17 protein-coding genes and 1 pseudogene are annotated in these 17,426 nt (G+C 37.1%); 4 read left to right on the top strand and 14 right to left on the bottom strand.

Annotated elements, in window-relative coordinates; translation table 11 throughout:
• The 3 genes from C231_RS0103110 (at position 1) to C231_RS0103100 (ending at position 3,266) form a co-directional block, all read left to right on the top strand.
• Positions 1-1,818, top strand: coding sequence for an AAA family ATPase (locus C231_RS0103110; protein ID WP_040408019.1), 1,818 nt, complete (start codon positions 1-3; stop codon positions 1,816-1,818).
• Positions 1,819-1,829: 11 nt separating this feature from the next.
• Positions 1,830-2,039, top strand: a complete 210-nt coding sequence (locus tag C231_RS0103105; protein WP_018659195.1) for a helix-turn-helix domain-containing protein — start codon at positions 1,830-1,832, stop codon at positions 2,037-2,039.
• 117 nt (positions 2,040-2,156) lie between these two features.
• Positions 2,157-3,266 carry a HindVP family restriction endonuclease gene (locus tag C231_RS0103100; protein WP_018659194.1) on the top strand — a complete coding sequence of 370 codons (1,110 nt, stop codon included), beginning with the start codon at positions 2,157-2,159 and terminating at the stop codon, positions 3,264-3,266.
• Here C231_RS0103100 and dcm read toward each other — a convergent pair.
• The 12 genes from dcm to C231_RS0103040 form a co-directional block, all read right to left on the bottom strand.
• Positions 3,241-4,383 carry a DNA cytosine methyltransferase gene (gene dcm, locus C231_RS0103095; RefSeq protein WP_018659193.1) on the bottom strand — a complete coding sequence of 381 codons (1,143 nt, stop codon included), beginning with the start codon at positions 4,381-4,383 and terminating at the stop codon, positions 3,241-3,243. The genes C231_RS0103100 and dcm overlap by 26 nt on opposite strands.
• Positions 4,384-5,108: 725 nt before the next feature.
• Positions 5,109-5,912 (bottom strand): lincosamide nucleotidyltransferase Lnu(B), encoded by an 804-nt coding sequence (gene lnu(B) / locus C231_RS0103090; protein ID WP_018659192.1) that lies wholly within the window; start codon positions 5,910-5,912, stop codon positions 5,109-5,111.
• 53 nt (positions 5,913-5,965) lie between these two features.
• Positions 5,966-7,450, bottom strand: a complete 1,485-nt coding sequence (gene lsa(E) / locus C231_RS0103085) for an ABC-F type ribosomal protection protein Lsa(E) (RefSeq protein WP_018659191.1) — start codon at positions 7,448-7,450, stop codon at positions 5,966-5,968.
• A 526-nt stretch (positions 7,451-7,976) separates the two neighbouring features.
• On the bottom strand, positions 7,977-9,539 hold the full coding sequence (locus C231_RS0103080) for a recombinase family protein (protein WP_026314326.1): 1,563 nt from the start codon (positions 9,537-9,539) through the stop codon (positions 7,977-7,979).
• 1 nt (position 9,540) lies between these two features.
• Positions 9,541-9,957, bottom strand: a complete 417-nt coding sequence (locus tag C231_RS0103075) for a recombinase (protein WP_000323438.1) — start codon at positions 9,955-9,957, stop codon at positions 9,541-9,543.
• Entirely contained in the window at positions 9,958-11,520 is a 1,563-nt protein-coding gene (locus tag C231_RS0103070; RefSeq protein WP_018659189.1) for a recombinase family protein, read from the bottom strand.
• A 61-nt stretch (positions 11,521-11,581) separates the two neighbouring features.
• On the bottom strand, positions 11,582-11,797 hold the full coding sequence (locus C231_RS0103065; RefSeq protein WP_003762658.1) for an SHOCT domain-containing protein: 216 nt from the start codon (positions 11,795-11,797) through the stop codon (positions 11,582-11,584).
• 55 nt (positions 11,798-11,852) lie between these two features.
• Entirely contained in the window at positions 11,853-13,793 is a 1,941-nt protein-coding gene (locus C231_RS0103060; RefSeq protein ID WP_026314325.1) for a DNA polymerase, read from the bottom strand.
• A 73-nt stretch (positions 13,794-13,866) separates the two neighbouring features.
• Complete coding sequence (locus C231_RS0103055; RefSeq protein WP_425386746.1) at positions 13,867-14,409, bottom strand: DUF2815 family protein; 543 nt, start codon at positions 14,407-14,409, stop codon at positions 13,867-13,869.
• A 14-nt stretch (positions 14,410-14,423) separates the two neighbouring features.
• Positions 14,424-15,560 carry a DUF2800 domain-containing protein gene (locus tag C231_RS0103050; protein ID WP_018659186.1) on the bottom strand — a complete coding sequence of 379 codons (1,137 nt, stop codon included), beginning with the start codon at positions 15,558-15,560 and terminating at the stop codon, positions 14,424-14,426.
• Complete coding sequence (locus C231_RS0103045; protein WP_018659185.1) at positions 15,553-15,870, bottom strand: hypothetical protein; 318 nt, start codon at positions 15,868-15,870, stop codon at positions 15,553-15,555. The genes C231_RS0103050 and C231_RS0103045 overlap by 8 nt, the downstream gene beginning before the upstream one ends.
• Positions 15,845-16,063 (bottom strand): hypothetical protein, encoded by a 219-nt coding sequence (locus C231_RS0103040; protein ID WP_018659184.1) that lies wholly within the window; start codon positions 16,061-16,063, stop codon positions 15,845-15,847. The genes C231_RS0103045 and C231_RS0103040 overlap by 26 nt, the downstream gene beginning before the upstream one ends.
• Before the next feature lie 280 nt (positions 16,064-16,343).
• Here C231_RS0103040 and C231_RS0103035 point away from each other — a divergent pair, with 280 nt between their 5' ends.
• Complete coding sequence (locus tag C231_RS0103035; protein WP_018659183.1) at positions 16,344-16,697, top strand: helix-turn-helix domain-containing protein; 354 nt, start codon at positions 16,344-16,346, stop codon at positions 16,695-16,697.
• 59 nt (positions 16,698-16,756) lie between these two features.
• Here C231_RS0103035 and C231_RS08380 read toward each other — a convergent pair whose 3' ends face one another.
• Together C231_RS08380 and C231_RS07710 are read right to left on the bottom strand one after the other, a co-directional pair.
• Positions 16,757-16,924, bottom strand: a complete 168-nt coding sequence (locus C231_RS08380) for a cysteine-rich KTR domain-containing protein (RefSeq protein WP_000336323.1) — start codon at positions 16,922-16,924, stop codon at positions 16,757-16,759.
• Positions 16,925-17,042: 118 nt separating this feature from the next.
• A pseudogene (locus C231_RS07710) lies at positions 17,043-17,426 on the bottom strand (hypothetical protein); the annotation flags it as partial.

Genomic DNA, 17,426 nt, shown 5'->3' with positions numbered 1-17,426 from the left:
ATGGCTAAATATTTTTATATAAAATCAATTCAAAGCATTAGCAAGAAAGGCAAGATATCTAAAGTTGACTTTGTTAATGGATTCAATCTTATCCATGGCCCTTCCAACACGGGTAAGACTTTAATCTTAAAATGTATTGATTATCTTTTCGGTGCAAGTAAAGTTGATGGTTTAGATAATCAAGATTATTTAGTTATAGACCTTGTTTGTGAAAATGGTTTTATTCAAATTAAAAGGTATTTAGAAGAAAATAAGAATAAGGTGTATTTAACAAGCTCTATTCCAGATATAGAAAGCGGAGAATATCCTCTAGTTTCTAAAACAAAAACAACTCTCTCCGATATATTCCTTACTCTCCTTGGAATAGACCAACTTCCAATTAAAGTAATTAAAAATGAAAATTTTGCAACACAAAATCTTACTTGGCGAACTTTCTTACACATCTTTTTTCTCAAAGAATCTGAAATTTTACGAGAAGGTTCTATTTTAGATTCAAAGACAAATACTTCTTTAACCGCTTTTCGTTCCTCTCTTTTATTTCTTATAAATGGTGAAGATCAAGCCCCTTTAGAAAAAGAAGAATCTCCTGATAGCATAAAGTTAAAAAATCAAGCAGTTAGAGCATATGTAAATAATAAACTTAAAAAGATTTCTGAAGAAGAGTCTAAAATATCTGAAAACCTAAAAAATATAAGCAAAGAAGAGGCTGAGAAGCATTTAAATGATGCTTTACATCAAGTTAACTATAATAACGATGCACTATCCAAAATTACACAGGAAAATAAAAGGCTTACAGAAGAAAATACTTCTCTTTTTGTTGAAAGGGAAGAAAATAGCGTAAGTATTCGAAACTTCAAAGAGTTAATTGCTCAATACAAGATTGATTTAAACAGACTATCTTTTATTGTTGAAGGCCACAAGCCGATGCATACTCACGAAGAAGAAACCTCTTGCCCTTTTTGCGATGCCAAGATGACTAAAGAAGATGATTTAGTAAACTTAGAAAGTGTAGCTACCGAGCTCAAAAATATACAAATTAAATTAAAGGATTTGACTGCAACTCTAGAGCTTCTTGAAGAAGAGGACATAGCTCTAGAGAAAAAGATTAATTCTAATCATAATACAATTAATCAAAACAGTTATCGAATTAATAAAATACTAGCTCCCGCAATAAAAGAATTAGAAGACACCATAAGAGAATACAATACGTATTTTAATTTACAAACGGAAAAAGCAACTTTAAGAAAAATGGCTTCTGAGTGGAATGAGGATCTTAGTGATTATGACGATGATAAAATTGAAGATAATAAATATAAACCATTAGATAGGTTGCCTAAAGAATTCTTCCGTAATATGAGTACTATTCTTGAAACAAATCTTGAAAAATGTTCGTTTCCTCATTTAAGCTCTGCAAGATTTGATAAAACCACATTTGATGTTGTTATCAATGGTGAACCTAAATCTAGTCAAGGTAAGGGTTATCGTGCTTATTTAAATTCGATAGTAAGTTTATCCATGCTAGAATATCTAGATATAAATGCCAGATATCCAATTCCACTGTTCATTGTTGATACTCCCTTATTAGGTCTGGATGAGGCAATCGCAGAAAAACAGGCTACAGAAGCGAACCTCTATAATATGAGATATGCTTTCTATAAATTCCTAATAGAAATAGGAAATCACAAGCAAATCATATTGATAGATAATAATAAGAATTTACCAAAAGTGGACTGGAAGGAATATAGCCTTCATACAGTAGAGTTTACTAAAAACGAAAGCTTTGGTCGCTATGGATTTCTTGAAGGCGTGACAGACTAGGAGGTTAAATTTTGAAACTACAATTAAGCTATAACAAGCTATGGAAAATTTTAATTGATAAAAATATGAGCAAATTAGATTTGATTAAGCAAGCAGGTATAAGCTCTTCCACTTTAAATAAATTGAGTAAGGGTGGAAATGTAAACACTAGCTCATTGCTAAAAATCTGCGAAGCTATTGATGTTAAGTTAGAAGATATTGTTGAGACACTACCAAGATAATGAAGTGAAATCACTTTGTTATAAAAAACTTCTTCATCACTTATCTAAAGCATGAAGAAGCTAGTAAATCTAAATTATTGCATAATATAATCAGGTTAATATATAGGAGGAAATATTTTGAGTAGTAATTCTAACATTTTAATATACGGTTTGGAAAATGCATCACATGATTTTACCCAACCAGAATCATTAGGAAAAAATATTTTTACTAATGCTTTTCCAATCTCATTAGCTCAATATTTATCTAATTTTAAACAGGTGTCTATTCCTGTGATTAAAGCCACCTTAAATGATGATAATAAAATTATAACTGAACATGAACATTTACAGTGGAATGAAATAATTGGCACTGACTCAACAACAGCTAATTTTTTGTTTGAAGAAACCTATAATGGTTATAAGCCATACACAAATAGTATACCCAACAAAAGTGATATTGTAATATCTGACGAAAATGAAGTTCATACTAGGGCTTTGGAGGTAAAACTAATGGTCGTTCCGAACTCACAAACGGCAAATAAACCTCACGACGAGCAATCCTGTGAATTGGTTGTCAGGCCACCTTCAATTGAGCAATTAGCTTTTTCTATCGCTAATTCATATGGACAATCTAGACGTTCTGAACTCCTAAGATTAATTTCTGCCAGCCTTGTAACACCAATGGACTATCATTGGAATGATGAAGATTGGATGAAAACAAAAATCCCAAACATAGTTAAAGCGGCAGATGAAATTGTTAAGAGCAGTATAGAATCACAAACTCCATTTATTCTTACAGCAATCTGGAGAACTGAAGGTCAAAAACCTATACTTGAACGTAACGCTTTTGATGTTTTCGTTTGGACAGACATGGCATTCTTACAACTTTTTATCAATAAAATGCGCAGTCGAACGGCTAACTCTCAAAGACGTATTTCCCGTCCAGAAAGATCAGCAATTTGGTTGATTTCATCACTTTTCGACTACGCTGCACAAAATACCTTAGATTTTTCAAAGCATCACTCAAGAATAACATACGGTACACAAACTGATAAAGCTGGTGCTTTTGCTGGAGATGCCCCTTATGAACACCTATTGAGTGACGAGTTTTTAAAGCCGCGAATACTTAGAAACGAATTAGAAAATATTGTTTCTGAAACAGCTTTTGAGTATCTTATGCCTGAAAGAAGATTAGATAGTACCCTTTTAACTCAACATCTATTTAAAATTCAAACTGATGAGATTTGAGAGTTTCTTTAATTTGACTAGCGACATATCTTGCTAACTCTACAGGAACAGCGTTCCCAATCATTTGCTCATTATTCGTTTTTGAGCTTGTGAATCCAAATTCATCTGGGAATGTTTGTAAACTAGCCCGCTCTCGAGTTGTTAAAGGTCTTGCTTTTTCAATAGGTCCTGCATCACCTGGGTGTCCTTCATATCCTTCAGGGATAGGTCTATTAACACCGCGAATTGTTGGAGATGGTTCGTCTACTGAGAAAATAGCTCTTCTAGCATAGCTTCTCGGATGTCTATAGTAGTATTCAACATCTAATCTGTCACCAAACCAATCTCGCACTGTCATTTCTTTAGATGATAAATTTTCTTCTAATTTTTTTATAAGTTCAGAAATTAGCTCTTTATCTTTAGCACCAAAGGTAAAGAGTCTTTTTCTTCTTTGAGGAACACCTGCTTTAGCAGCATTCAAAACGATATGATCAACAAAATAGCCATTTCCTTTAAAAATTTCCAACGCTCTCCCATACGCCGCTGCTTTTTCTGCTCTCGCTACATTTTCCATAACAAAAAATGATGGTTGCAATTTTGAAACTATGGTCGCATAGTTCTCTGTTAAATCAGCTCTAGCACCTTCCTGTCTTTTCCCCGCTGACGAGAAATCCTGGCATGGTGGACCACCTATTATAATTGGTTTATTCCTTTCCATAAAGTATGGTTTTAAAGTTTCAATGCTTTTTTCTATATCTCCTAAATCAAGAAGATAAGCAGGATGCTCAAAGTTAGCATTGTAAGTTTCCAAAGCTTTATCCCAATTGTCAAAACCTGCTAAAATATCAAAGCCTGCCTTTCGAAAACCAAGAGACATTCCACCACAACCAGAAAACAAATCTATTACTTGAGGTAAATTTTTATTGATAGGCTCTGTTAATTCTAGGTTGTATTTTTTATCTGCAATATAAATATCAATAGTTTCCTTAAGCCAAACGGCACCTCCATTTATATCATTACAAGTAGGTGAAGGCAAGGTCCCTCGTGCTTTCATTGAGCGTATTGTAGATGGCTTGACATCAAGTAATTCTGCTAACCTTTTTACATCGTATAAACCTGTTGCGATATCATAAGTCATTATAGACTCCCTCCTTATTACTGAATAATAGCATATGGGGTCTATAATGGCAACGGATGCGTCTCTTTTTTGCTTTTATAGCGTAGAATGACAATACATATGAAACTTTTCCTCTCGAAGAAAAAACAACGGCTTCATATTCTTAAAAGCGAAAAAACAAACAAGAATATATGAAAGGTAGAACAGTGCCTTCTACAATATCTTAATATAATATAAACGAAGTATCCGCCACATATCCCTACTATTCCTTCCAGGCTTGCTTGCAAGTTTTACGATAGCGGGTGATTTTCTGGGTAAGTTTGTATCCTAGCCATACTAGTGAAATTCATTCGAACTAATAAAAACATCCGTCCTGTCTACTCAACCTCTAAATATCCATAGTGTCTACACACCCTAGTAATTTTTAAAGTTGGCCAGTTTCCTAATAACATTTTTAAAGCAAAAGAGGGCTTTCAGGATTCATTCAAAAATCCTAAAAGCCCCTGATTTCAACGCTTCTTAAAGCCTTTATTCTATTTTCTTGACATCAATACTATCGTCTCCACATGTTTTGAGATGAGGGGATAGCTGTCAAAAATTAGTCACTTGAACATTATTGTCTTTGAGGGAAGATATCCACTGAGGGCTTGCGTATGTGGGAACATATCCATAGACTTCGCTGTTTTTTGAAAACCGAGGTATACTGTTAATTCTTAGTAACCAATGCTCTAAATAACGTTACTCTTCTATTCACTAATGTAATTCAACAATCTTTCTAAAATATCATGTGTAACTTTTAAGTTGTATTGTTCAAGAAGGTGACTTCGCAAATCTATAACTAACAGTAAGGAATTTTTATAGGCTTCAAATAATTCTACCTTATCTAATCGAGCAGTGGTCTTTGCAAACTTTTTATAATTTTCAAGGCTAATTTCTTTTTCAAGGTTCTTACTCATATTTAGCCAATTATCCGCATTTTTTTCTACCATACGTATAAGTTGTAGTATATTTTTTTGAAGCTGTGATAAGAGTTCTAAAGAACGAGCATATTCTCCTCTTTTTAGAACATTGATTCCCATCAACCATAGATTAGAGAAATCACACAACAAGAAATTAGCATTTTCTTCAGTAAGTCTATTTGGTCTTGCACCACTTATCTCTAATAAATAATTTTCTAATTGCCCTGTTTCATCGTAAATAAGCATATCCTTCATATCAGGAATATAACCTGAATCTTTAAACGAGGGGATTATGTTCATATCTTTTTCAGAAAGGAAATGAAATTCCCCACGTATAAGATTATCAAAAATAACTACCTCTGTTCCATACTCATTTTTATAAAGCATCAAGTACGGAGCTACGTCAAACAACCAGTTGGATGAATCAAAGTTCGAGGTTATGCTATCTTTCAAAAATATATAGAACTCTATATCCGAGTATTGGTCACCTTCTCCTTTGGTAAACGATCCATACATCATACAAGCTGTAATTCGTTCATCTGACTCAGTAAGATTCTTAACATTTGCAATTAATTCTTTTTGTTTTAACATTTCTTCACCCTTTCATCTAAATATCTTTTAGTTATTGTGGCAACTCAAAATCTCTATAGACATAAATTGATATTTTTCGTACAAATATTATTGCAAAAAGCATCATCATGCTCCACAAACAATAGTGTAGGACAATATTCTAAAATCATTTTTTCAATTTGGATACGTGAAAAAATATCAATATAGTTCAATGGCTCATCCCATATATACAAATGTGCACTTTCACACAGGCTTTTAGCAATTAGTACTTTCTTTTTCTGACCAGCACTAAAATCCTCCACGTTCTTATCAAACTGTTCTCTATTAAAATCCAGTTTACGAAGAATCGTTTTAAATAAAGTTTCGTCAATCTTATTATTATAGGCAAACTCAGATAGATTACCTTTTAAATATGAAGTATCTTGCGAAATATAAGAAATTTTTAGTCCACTTGCTAAAATAAAATTTCCGGTAAATTTAATATCATCTCCATTAATCAATTTTAGGATACTAGACTTACCACTCCCATTTTTTCCGATAATGGCAACTCTATCACCAATATTGATTCTGAAATTAAGATTACTGCATACTTCTTTATCTCCATAAGACAATGATAAATCATTCGCTTCTATTAGGCACTCTTTGTGAAATTCAAGTGGCGAAATTTTTAAGTCGTCATATTGTTCGATGTTGTGGAGCAGCTCTGATTTTTGTGAAACAGCTTCCTGATGTCTTGACTCAATATTTTTGGCACGTTTCATCGCTTTTGCAGCTTTATGTCCAACATAGCCCTTATCCAGTTTTGAGCCAGAATTTGTTGTTCCATATTTACTTTTTTCTACTTTATTTGACCAATTTGAACTACGTTTTGCTGCATAAGACAACCTTCCTATTTCTTTAAGGAGTTTCTTGTTTTCCGCCAGTTCAAAATTATCTTGTAACGCTTTGTTTTCCCACCAAGAAGTAAAGTTTCCTTTTTGGATTTCGATATTCGTTTTATTGATAGATAGTATATGGTCAACACATTGATCAAGTAGACTCCTATCATGAGATACCAAAATAAACCCCTTCTTGCGTTTCAAATAGTTTTGCACTACATTACGTGCATCGAGGTCAAGATGGTTTGTAGGTTCATCAATAAGCAGGAAACAACTCGTTGTAAGGAATAAAGATGCAAGAAGGACCTTTGTCTGCTCACCATTTGACAGTGTATTAAACGGACGATATAAAACATCTTCTTGAACATCAAGCAATGATATTTCACGAAAAATCTCCCAATCCATACATTCCGTACAAATACTCTTCATTACTTCAATTGTATATAGACTCTTATCTTCCACATCGTAAGGAAAACACTCAAACTTAACTGTAGAACTTATATTGCCGGAATACGCATATTTGCCAAGCAATAAATTTAAGAAAGTAGTTTTTCCGCGTCCGTTTCTTCCAATAAAACCGAGTTTCCAATCTGTATCTATCTGAAAACTTACATTTTCAAAAATATTGTCATAACTTCCTTCATATGAAAAAGTTAGATTTGAAACATTTATTAAAGACATGTATTTCTTCCTCCTTTACATTATAAAAATTTTATAAGCAAAGTTGGTTTTCGGCATTAATTACTCTACAATGTTATCCAACTCTGCATGGATTTTGTCATGGATGGCATAGTGTTATTGTCTATCACATTTATCTTCCTTTCTTTTACAAATATTAAAAGCCGCAAGAAAGTAAATTCTTACGGCTCAAAAACAAATACTATTATTACCTTTTGTAATATATAAGGTTACTGTAATGTATTATTGAGTGTCGAATACTTAACTTTCTTGCAATTTGCACAACAAAACAAACGGTTCTATATCCGTTTCTTTAAATATCTTATTATGCATCATATAATTAGCAAGAAAAGTTATACATTCTTCCACCTCCAAGTCTTTTTATTATATCATATTATCTTCAAAAATCCAATATAATTTTTCTGCTTTTGTGATTTTTCTGTTTTTTTCTAAAGATTACAACTCTATATCAATTCTGACTTTTGACTTGAATTTATCGTGAGTTTATCTTCATATTATCACAACTTTTTCATATTTCCATTTCGATGCCAGATTTAAAGGCTATGACGAAGTGTTCTTCATAGACTGTAACGCTCTGGATTATCTTCCTTACAAGCTTATCATCGTACTCTAAGGTACGGAATTTGTTCTTGCGGATAAATTCAATCAGCTCATTGATTCTCTCGTTCTCGCCACTGAGGGAGGCATCTTCTACTAAAAGGAGCTGTCGCTTGTCTCTCAGCTCATCAATCTCATCTGCTAGATGTTCATAATCTTGACCCTTATTAGCCAGCTTGATGAGTTCTTTTTGCTTTTCCTCCAGTAAGTTGTTAATCTCTGAAATTTGGTATTCTGTCGTTTCACCAATCACCGCATGAATATTTTCTTCCAGTGTCTTTATCATGTTGTTGCCACCTGCAAGTAGCTTATTAATTGCGGTCATTACAGCACCATAGAGTTCATCTTCTTTTACGGTTCGGTTCTTACAGACCCCAGGACCCTGCTCGATTCTAGTCACACATCGCCAGACAAATTCTTTTCTGCCATGAATATTCCAATAGGTTCTCCTATAAATATCGCCACAATCTCCACAGAAGGTGATGGCACTTAAAGCGTACTTGCTACTATAAATTCGTTTGTTCTTGCTTGCTCCTGTGTAGATATTGCTTCTTCGATGAATTTCCTCCTGCACCTGTAAGAATAATTCTTTGGGAATGATAGCCTCATGGCTATTTTCAACATAATACTGAGGAAGATGACCTTCGTTCTTCACTCGTTTCTTGGTAAGAAAATCTACTGTGACAGTCTTTTGCAGAAGGGCGTCTCCGATGTATTTTTCGTTTTGAAGGATCTTCTTAACGGATTCTGGTCGCCATATTGGTTTTCCTGCTGCTGTTAAAATACCATCCTTTTCAAGACCTCGACCAATGCGCACTAGACTCTGACCTTCAAGGTATTCTCGGTAGATGCGTTTGATAATCTCAGCTTCTTCGGAGACAATAATTAAATTTCCATCTTCATCTTTCGTGTAGCCCATAAACCGCTTATGGTTGACCTGCACCTTTCCTTGTTGGTATCGGTACTGTAGCCCAAGCTTAACGTTTTGTGAAAGGCTCTGGCTTTCCTGTTGTGCCAAAGATGCCATAATAGTCAGCAAAACCTCACCTTTGGCATCCATGGTGTTGATATTCTCTTTTTCAAAGTAGACGGATATGTTCTTATCTTTGAGCTGTCTAATATATTGAAGGCAGTCTAGGGTGTTACGTGCAAATCGGCTGATGGATTTAGTAATAACCATGTCGATGTTACCATCCATACACTCTGCAATCATACGATTAAATTCGTCACGCTTTTTAGTGTTTGTACCGGAGATACCATCATCTGCAAAGATGCCGGCAAACTCCCATTCATTATTTTTCTTTATAAACTCTGTATAGTGTGCGACCTGAACCTCATAACTAGAATTTTGTTCTTCTGTTTCTGTAGAAACACGGCAATAGGCAGCAACACGAAGTTTCTTTATCTTTTCTTTTGCGGCTGTACTTCCTACTCTTTTACGAGCAGGAATAACCATTATATTTTTCTCTGTCACTTTATTCCTCGCTTTCTATCAGACTATATAAGTATTCTGCTCGTTCAAAAGGATCAACTGGCATCTTATTATCTGCCTTTTTCATTTTGAATCGTTCTTTGGGAGGGGGAGAGGTGAAAGCGGCAAGCTCTACCACTCGTCCTAAATCCTTTGCACGTTTATCTCTAACTTCTTCAGCTTTATCAAATATCTCTTTATCAATAATTGCTGGATACGTATCATTTCCAAGGTAGTTGACGTTTTTCAAAATGCGCCCCATCACAGAATGTGTCTTTTCAATACCTGCCTGTTCGCCAGCCACTGTAAGGGATAGTCCTGATATGTATTTCTCAAAGAATACCTTTACTTGACCTGCTGCCTTTTCATCGACAGTAACCACTCCATCTTGAATTTTGTATCCATATGGAATATATGCCATTTATCTCACCACCTTTTCTTTCAGGGAAAGACCGCATTTCAAATTGAATGTCAGCTCATCCCTGGAATTTACAATGATGTTCACTACAAATTCTTCAAATAGTTCTTCCGTGTAGTCACCATTAAAATTATCTGCTGACACATAATTAATGAGGTCCTTTATCTCGTTTGCTCGCAAAACCCCACTCGCGGAATTTGATACAAGGTTTGTTTTTTCGGTTGAAAGATTTTTCATCTCACTATCTAAAACATTTCGTTCCTGATTAAAAAGAGCTGGCTCAAGGAAACCTTTGGCCATCAGTGTAATAAGGGTGTTGCGTTCTTCCATGAGTTGCTCCATTCGCTTATCAATAGCATCCATTCTTTCACGGTCGCTTTCTTCATCGATTTGGCTAATTGATTTGAAAAGTGGCTCTAGGATTAGCTTGTTACTGAAAGCAAGCTTATTCATCATGGTTGTAAATGTGGCTTTAATTTCCCCATCTCGCAGAAACAACATGGAACAGCTCTCTTTGTCTTCGATATGACCGATGCAACTCCAAGCAATGTAACTCCTACCAGCTGAGTAGTTTGTCTTTCTCCTAAAATTGCGACCACACTCTCCACAGACAATCTTGCCACTTAAAGCATATCGATTAAGATAAATGTTCTCTTTCATGCCCTTACACTTCATCTTGGCTCTTTCATCAATGAGATCTTGCACCTTAGCAAAATCTTCTCTGCTTATAATAGGTTCATGATTGTCCTTGTAATAGTACTGGTCTTTTTCCCCTGTATTTGGATGGCGATTGTAGTTGCTATCGGTGTAGGTCTTTTGTAGTAGGACATCACCCATATATTTTTCATTTCGAAGCATGTCTATCACCGTGCCTGCACTCCAGTGATTACCTCGACTTGCAGGGATTTTGTCTTTGTTCAAACCTTTTGCTATAGTACCTCCACCTTTTCCTGAAAGGCACTCAGCAAAAATACGTTTGATGATTTCTGCTTCTTCTGGGACGATTACCATTTCACCATCTATATTGGTGTAGCCGTAGGGTGGAGTACCAACATAACTGCCATTTTGAAATCTCTTTTGAATGGACCATGTTGAGTTTTGTGAAATAGATGCTGACTCTTCTGCGGCAAATCCTGAAAGAATAGAAAGCATCAGCTCACTTTCCATATCACCCGTATTTAGATTCTCTTTTTCAAAATAAATGTAAACACCGATATCAATCAGCTTTCTTACTAACTCTAGGCAATCTACTGTATTACGAGCAAAGCGGCTGATTGATTTGGTGATAATAAAATCTATCCGACCTTGCTTACAATCTCGTATCAGGCGGAGCAGTTCAGTCCGTTTCTCCATCTTGGTGCCGGAGATCCCTTCGTCATAATAAAGACCAGCAAACTCCCATTCAGGATTAGACTTAATATAGCGCTCATAGTGTTCACGCTGTGCCTTAAGGCTTTCAAGTTGTTCATCACTATCGGTTGAGACTCTAGCATAGGCGGCAACCCTAAGATTCGTATTAGGTAGTTGTCCTTGGGGCAGTTCATCTATTTTTGTTATCTTTTTCATCATCTCACCTCGCTTTCGCCCATTACATACATCACTCTAAAAGCTATTAATAGCAAGCTTTTTAGGACATAATCTCGGCTAAACGGGGAGAGAATTTCTGCCTGTTCAAGGCTGATATTTTGTGTAATTCATCCGCTGTGATTTTGCCTTCTTTATATAGGTTTGCGACAATACTCTCGGCTATGTGAAAGTCATATTCCTTTTGTAATTCTTCCTCTGTCATCTGCTCGGTCTTGCCCTTTAAAGGACAGCCGTCTTTTACTTCATAAATGTTCATAGAAAAACACCTCCTACCTAGTAGCCACGGCAGGAGGTGAAATCTGATGATTCCTTTAATCTTTTTGATAAAATTCACATTCATAGCCATCGGCGTCAAGAAGCAGCCCTTTTGCCCAAGGTGGCACTTGACTCATCTGTTTACATACTTCAGTAACAGATATTTGAGGATTCGCTTCAATAATGACTTCATCATGGACATGAGCCACAATACGATAAGTACTAAGCATCTTCATTGAATACATCAAAATATCACGGGAGATGGCTTGAACAATATTCTCTACAAACTTAGGACCGTAACTTTCAAGACGCTCCCATTTCTTTGTTCCACCTACCCCTTCATAGGTCACAGACTCACCACCAAACTGATTCTCACCAATTCGAGGTTTTACATAGGCAAGCCTTCTGCCGGAGGGAAGAACGATAAAAAGCATGCCACTAAAACAATGAAACTCGATGCCATGGGTTTCTTGTGATTTGTTTTCCTTCACGCATTGTTTAGCCGCCCGATCTACATCCCACCAGAACTGTGTGATGTTGGGATTAGACATTCTCCAGGCATTCACAAGCGGTTTTAACTCTTCCTCTTCAAGCCCCATCTCTAATGCACCCATGGCTTTTAGCGCACCAACAGAACCACCATAACCCAGTGCCAATTCAGCGATTTTACCCTTCTGTCTCAAGTGACCGTTCACACCATGCTTTTCAACGGGGACCTTAAACATCTGGGAGGCAGATGCACAGTAGATATCACCCCCACTGGCAAATACCTTTGTTCGCCATGTTTCGCCTGCAAGCCATGAAAGCACACGAGCTTCAATGGCTGAGAAGTCAGCAACAATAAACTTATGACCAACTCTTGGTACAAAGGCTGTACGAATCAGTTGTGAAAGGGTATCGGGTATATCTTCATAGAGCAGTTCTAGTGTTTCAACATCACCATTTCTGATAATGTTTCGTGCCTCTTTTAAGTCTGGCATATGGTTTTGAGGGAGGTTTTGCAATTGCACAAGCCTTCCGGCAAAGCGTCCGGTTCTGTTGGCTCCATAAAACTGAAACATACCTCTGGCACGAGAATCACTACAGACCGCATTTTCCATTGCTGTATATTTCTTTACCGAGGATTTTGCCAGTTGCTGACGTAGCGAAAGAACTTCTTTTAGTTCACCATCGGTTTCCTTAAGTTTCTCAGCGACAGCTTTTTTACCGAGAGTCTCCATCTCTAGACCATTTTCACAAAGCCAGCTTTTCATCTGTTGTACAGAGTTTGGGTTATCGAGATTTGTTATCTGCTGCATGGCAGTTAGTAGTTTTTCATGAGATATGTCATCCATGGCAATGGCCTGCTTAACAAAATCCATATCCACCTTTATGCCTCGATCGTTGATTTCTTGGTCGAGATGATACTCATCCCAGATGTCCTCTGGTACTGGAAACTTGATCAATCTTTGTTGTATCTGTATTTCTGCCTCCACATCACGCTTGTTATATGCTTTGAACTTCTGCCACTTATCGATTTCATCAGTGGGTAGGTTACGGGTTCTACTACCATTTATTTTTGTTGGAGCACATGGAAGACAAAAATATCGTATCAAGTCCTTGCCCTCCGTCAGCTTTTGCTTTTCAAGTCCCAGCACTGCACCTACACCTTCTAAAGAAAGTGGTAAACCCATATAGGCAGACCAAACCATGGAGCATTTCCATGAGGAAGGGTTTAGATAAGTCCCCGTGGGGTAGCCCAAATAACGTGAAAGGCATACCCGCTCAAACTGAGCATTAAATGCCCATTTCGTAATGGTTTCATCGGTTAAAGCATCTAGGATTTCTTTTGGAATCTTTTCTCCATCCATCAAATCAACGACCTTAACTTCACCACCATCAACCGCATAACCAAACAGCATCACCTCAAAGTCCTCTGCTTCTACATAACGATAAACACCACTCTTTTGTAGATTGGTAGATGAATAGGTTTCGATATCAATTTCTAAGTTTTTCATAGCTACCACCTTTCCTAAATGAAAAAAGGTGGCAGAGGGAAGACCTCCACCACCGTCAAGTTTATTGTTTCTATTAGGCAAGGAAGTCATCATCGACAAGAGTCGTAAAATCATCTATTGCAGAAGACTTACCACCTAGAGGTTCTCCGTCTCTAATTTTTTGAATGTTACCAAGGCCACAAGCTACACCTTTATTACCATTTGAGTTGAAAGCATAGAAGTTAAGAGAAACCCTGCCATAACAACCGCTGTATACCTCGCTACGATCCAGTATCGGCTTAACACTTTTGTCTACAATCTGTGGCGCTGTCTTGCTATTCGCATTGATGAAGTAATGGCCTTTATAAGCCTCATCATCACGCTCTACATCACCATCACGCAGCGGTAGTTTAATGGCTGCCTTATTTGGTTTCTTACCACCAAACTTTGCGATACCTTCCTCAATGGCAGCATCAACTGCTGCATGGATGGCATTAATGGTTTCCTTGTCATCCTTTGGAATAAGGACGGATACGCTGTACTTTTCTGCACCACCATTAATAGATACAGGCTCCCATCCGTGGAAGTAAGAAAATCTTGAGTTTACACCTGTGATAACTTTTGTTTTGTTTTGCATATTTGCCATAATATTTAATCCTCCATAATTTCGTTAAATTCGTTTTTAGCATCTGCTACGTTCATTGCCGGTCTTTTATCTGAGTTTGGAACAAGAGTCGGCTTACCCGGTGGTTTGTAAATGAGGTCACCGAGGAGTTCCTCAAACTTAGATTTACCCATCAGTTTTTGCATCTCTGTCAGCGGAATAAGGCTCTTTCTGTAAATGTCCTTATATCCACCTGCCACGGCTTTTTCTGCAATGGCTCCTTCATCTTTGTACTTGCGAACCGAGCGACCTTCCACAACTTTAAAACCGTTCCACTCTTTACCGTGATTGACTGCTGCATCAGTGGCATAGGCTGTTATTTCATTCGCCCACTTGGTAAGGTCGGGAAGAATAAGTAAGATTTCTTCTATCTCAGCATCCGTCAGCAGAGGTGGCATCTTGAATTCTTTCTCTGCAAGTTTTAGCTTTTCTTCGGCTCTGGCCCGACATCTGTTTGCCGCTTTACAGAAGGTACACCATGGACCGGGGATGTATTCACCCTCACCGTTGAAGGCCTTGACCGCCCTAGGCTTTAGTTCCTCTTCCGCCCAGCCTTTTAGTTCTTCCACCGGTATTGTCCAGGTGCTGACATTCTCTCTTCTAGGCTGAAAGATCGTCATGGACACTTCTTTAATGTCGTACAGGTGATCATAGATTCCAAGTGCTCCTATGGCATACAGTTTCATCTGTGGATTGTCCACGGCATCGACTAGCACACCCAGCCCATATTTAAAGTCTACGATGTGAAGTCTGTCATCTGAAATGATTACACAGTCTCCTGTCCCAAAACCATCTGGAACATAACAAGAGAAGTCAAGACGTTGTTCAATAAGAACGATAGGATCTGTGCAAGACTTTCTCGCAAGTTCCACCTGCTCCATGATGAAGGCAACATAGTCATCTGTGCATTCTTCCATCTCATCTGAGTCATATTTTGATATAGGGCGCTTACTCCTTATATGGAGTGCCTTTTTCAGTTTGTGTTCACACAGGTCATGAGCCGCTGTACCTTCTTTGGCTGCCTCACCACTTTGGTCTTCAAACTCCTGTTCAAGTCTTGCAGAGGGTAGGCAGTTGAGCCACCTGTGGGATGAAGATGCAGATAATATTGCATGATTACCCATTTCCAAGACCCTCCGCATCTTTCAAGATGTCAGCATAATAAGTCTTATCAACAGCACTTAACTTGTCTGCACCATACTTTTGAATGAGTCCTCGCACTTCGGCAGTAAACCCAATCTGGCTCTTCTCAGCAAGTACCATACGCACTTTTTCCAGTGGGATATCCGGCTCTTTTACTGGTTCTTGTTCAGTTGTAGCTTTTGCACCTGGAGCAGGATCTCCTTCTGTCATCGCATCGCAAACTGCCTGTATGCTGTCAGCAAGACATCGCATATCATTGACCACGTCAAGCAGTAACTTTATTTTGCTCAAGGTCAGTTCCTCCTTTCGTAATTTCACAGATAGATAGTTCCTCGATGCTATCTCCAGGGATCACAATCGTTACACGCTGTTTACTCCCTAAAAGAAAGCGAAGAATTCGTTCCCTTACGGACACATTACGGTAGGCAACAAGTCCGCCTGTCTGTGGTTTCTTAGAAACACTAATTTTGAGATTGTGTTTCATATCCATCACCTCTTTCCAAAGGGCGATTTATTTATTGCCCTCTACCTAGTAGCCTCGGGAGGTGATAGAATCTGACGGTTTAGAAAAAAAGAAAGCCTACCAAAGAGAAGTACTCCTTGATAGGCCATGTTTATACTTGTGAACCCATAATATACCGTAATGCTTTCGTATCCATTCCTTCATTTACATAGTTAGTACAGAATGTATGTTTCAAAATGTTTGGAGTGACATCCTGTTTCTAATTTGATAGGAACAGTAAAATGTATAGAGGTGGTTTATTATGCGTAAAAAGGAAGATAGATATGATTTTAGAGCCTTTGGTTTAGCCATTAAAGAAGCTCGATTGAAGCAAGGTTTAACTCGTGAACAAGTGGGAGCATTGATTGAAATTGACCCACGTTACTTAACCAATATTGAAAATAAGGGGCAACACCCAAGTATACAAGTTCTTTATGACCTTGTATCATTACTTCATGTTTCCGTTGATGAATTTTTCTTACCTGCTAATAACTTGGTAAAAAGCACCCGACGATTACAGATAGAGAAATACATGGATAGCTTTACAGACAAAGAACTATCCTTAATGGAATCTTTAGCCAGCGGTATCAACGAAGCAAGAAACATCGAAGACTAATTAAAAGAATCCATACATAACGGAAAGAGCCGATAAAATGAGATTGTATTAATCTCATTTTATCGGCTCTGCGTCTTTGCGTCTGGCTCTGTAATCACAGTTACTTTGAACTGCTTTATTTCAATTAAATTTTCTTGTCTGCATTTCGGACAATAGAGGGGGAATTTTTTTAATTCAGTATCTTCCCTTATCTTTAATCGTGTTTTATTTCCACATACAGGACACAATATCCACTTGTAGTTTATAATAACTATCTCCTCCTTTACACTTTAATTCAAATCTTTATTAAAAAATATTTCATCTTATTTAACAAGAAACCATATTTATATAACAACATAAAATACACTAAGTTATTTTATTGAACATATATCGTACTTTATCTATCCGACTATTTGGACGACGGGGCTGGCAAACAGGTTCACCGGTAGTAACATGGTACCCTTTTAACTCTGTTAAACAAACACTACGTCCATTTGTAAAGAAAGTTAAATCACTACGATATTCTTGAATACACCGAGCAGGGATTTCTCCACTAAGAATGACCTCATTATTTTTCAATTGAGTGTCTACGATGTTCGCACAATATTTAGGAGCATCGTTGTATGCTCGTGAAAGATATTCCTGTGGCGCATAAATTTTAAAACTAAGATATGGCTCTAACAATTCTGTTCCAGCTTTTTTTAAGACTTGTTCCAATACAATAGGAGCAAGCATCCGAAAATCTGCTGG

The organism is Allofustis seminis DSM 15817, from assembly GCF_000374325.1.
Taxonomy (GTDB): domain Bacteria; phylum Bacillota; class Bacilli; order Lactobacillales; family Carnobacteriaceae_A; genus Allofustis; species Allofustis seminis.
This window is presented reverse-complemented; position numbering and strand designations above follow the sequence as displayed.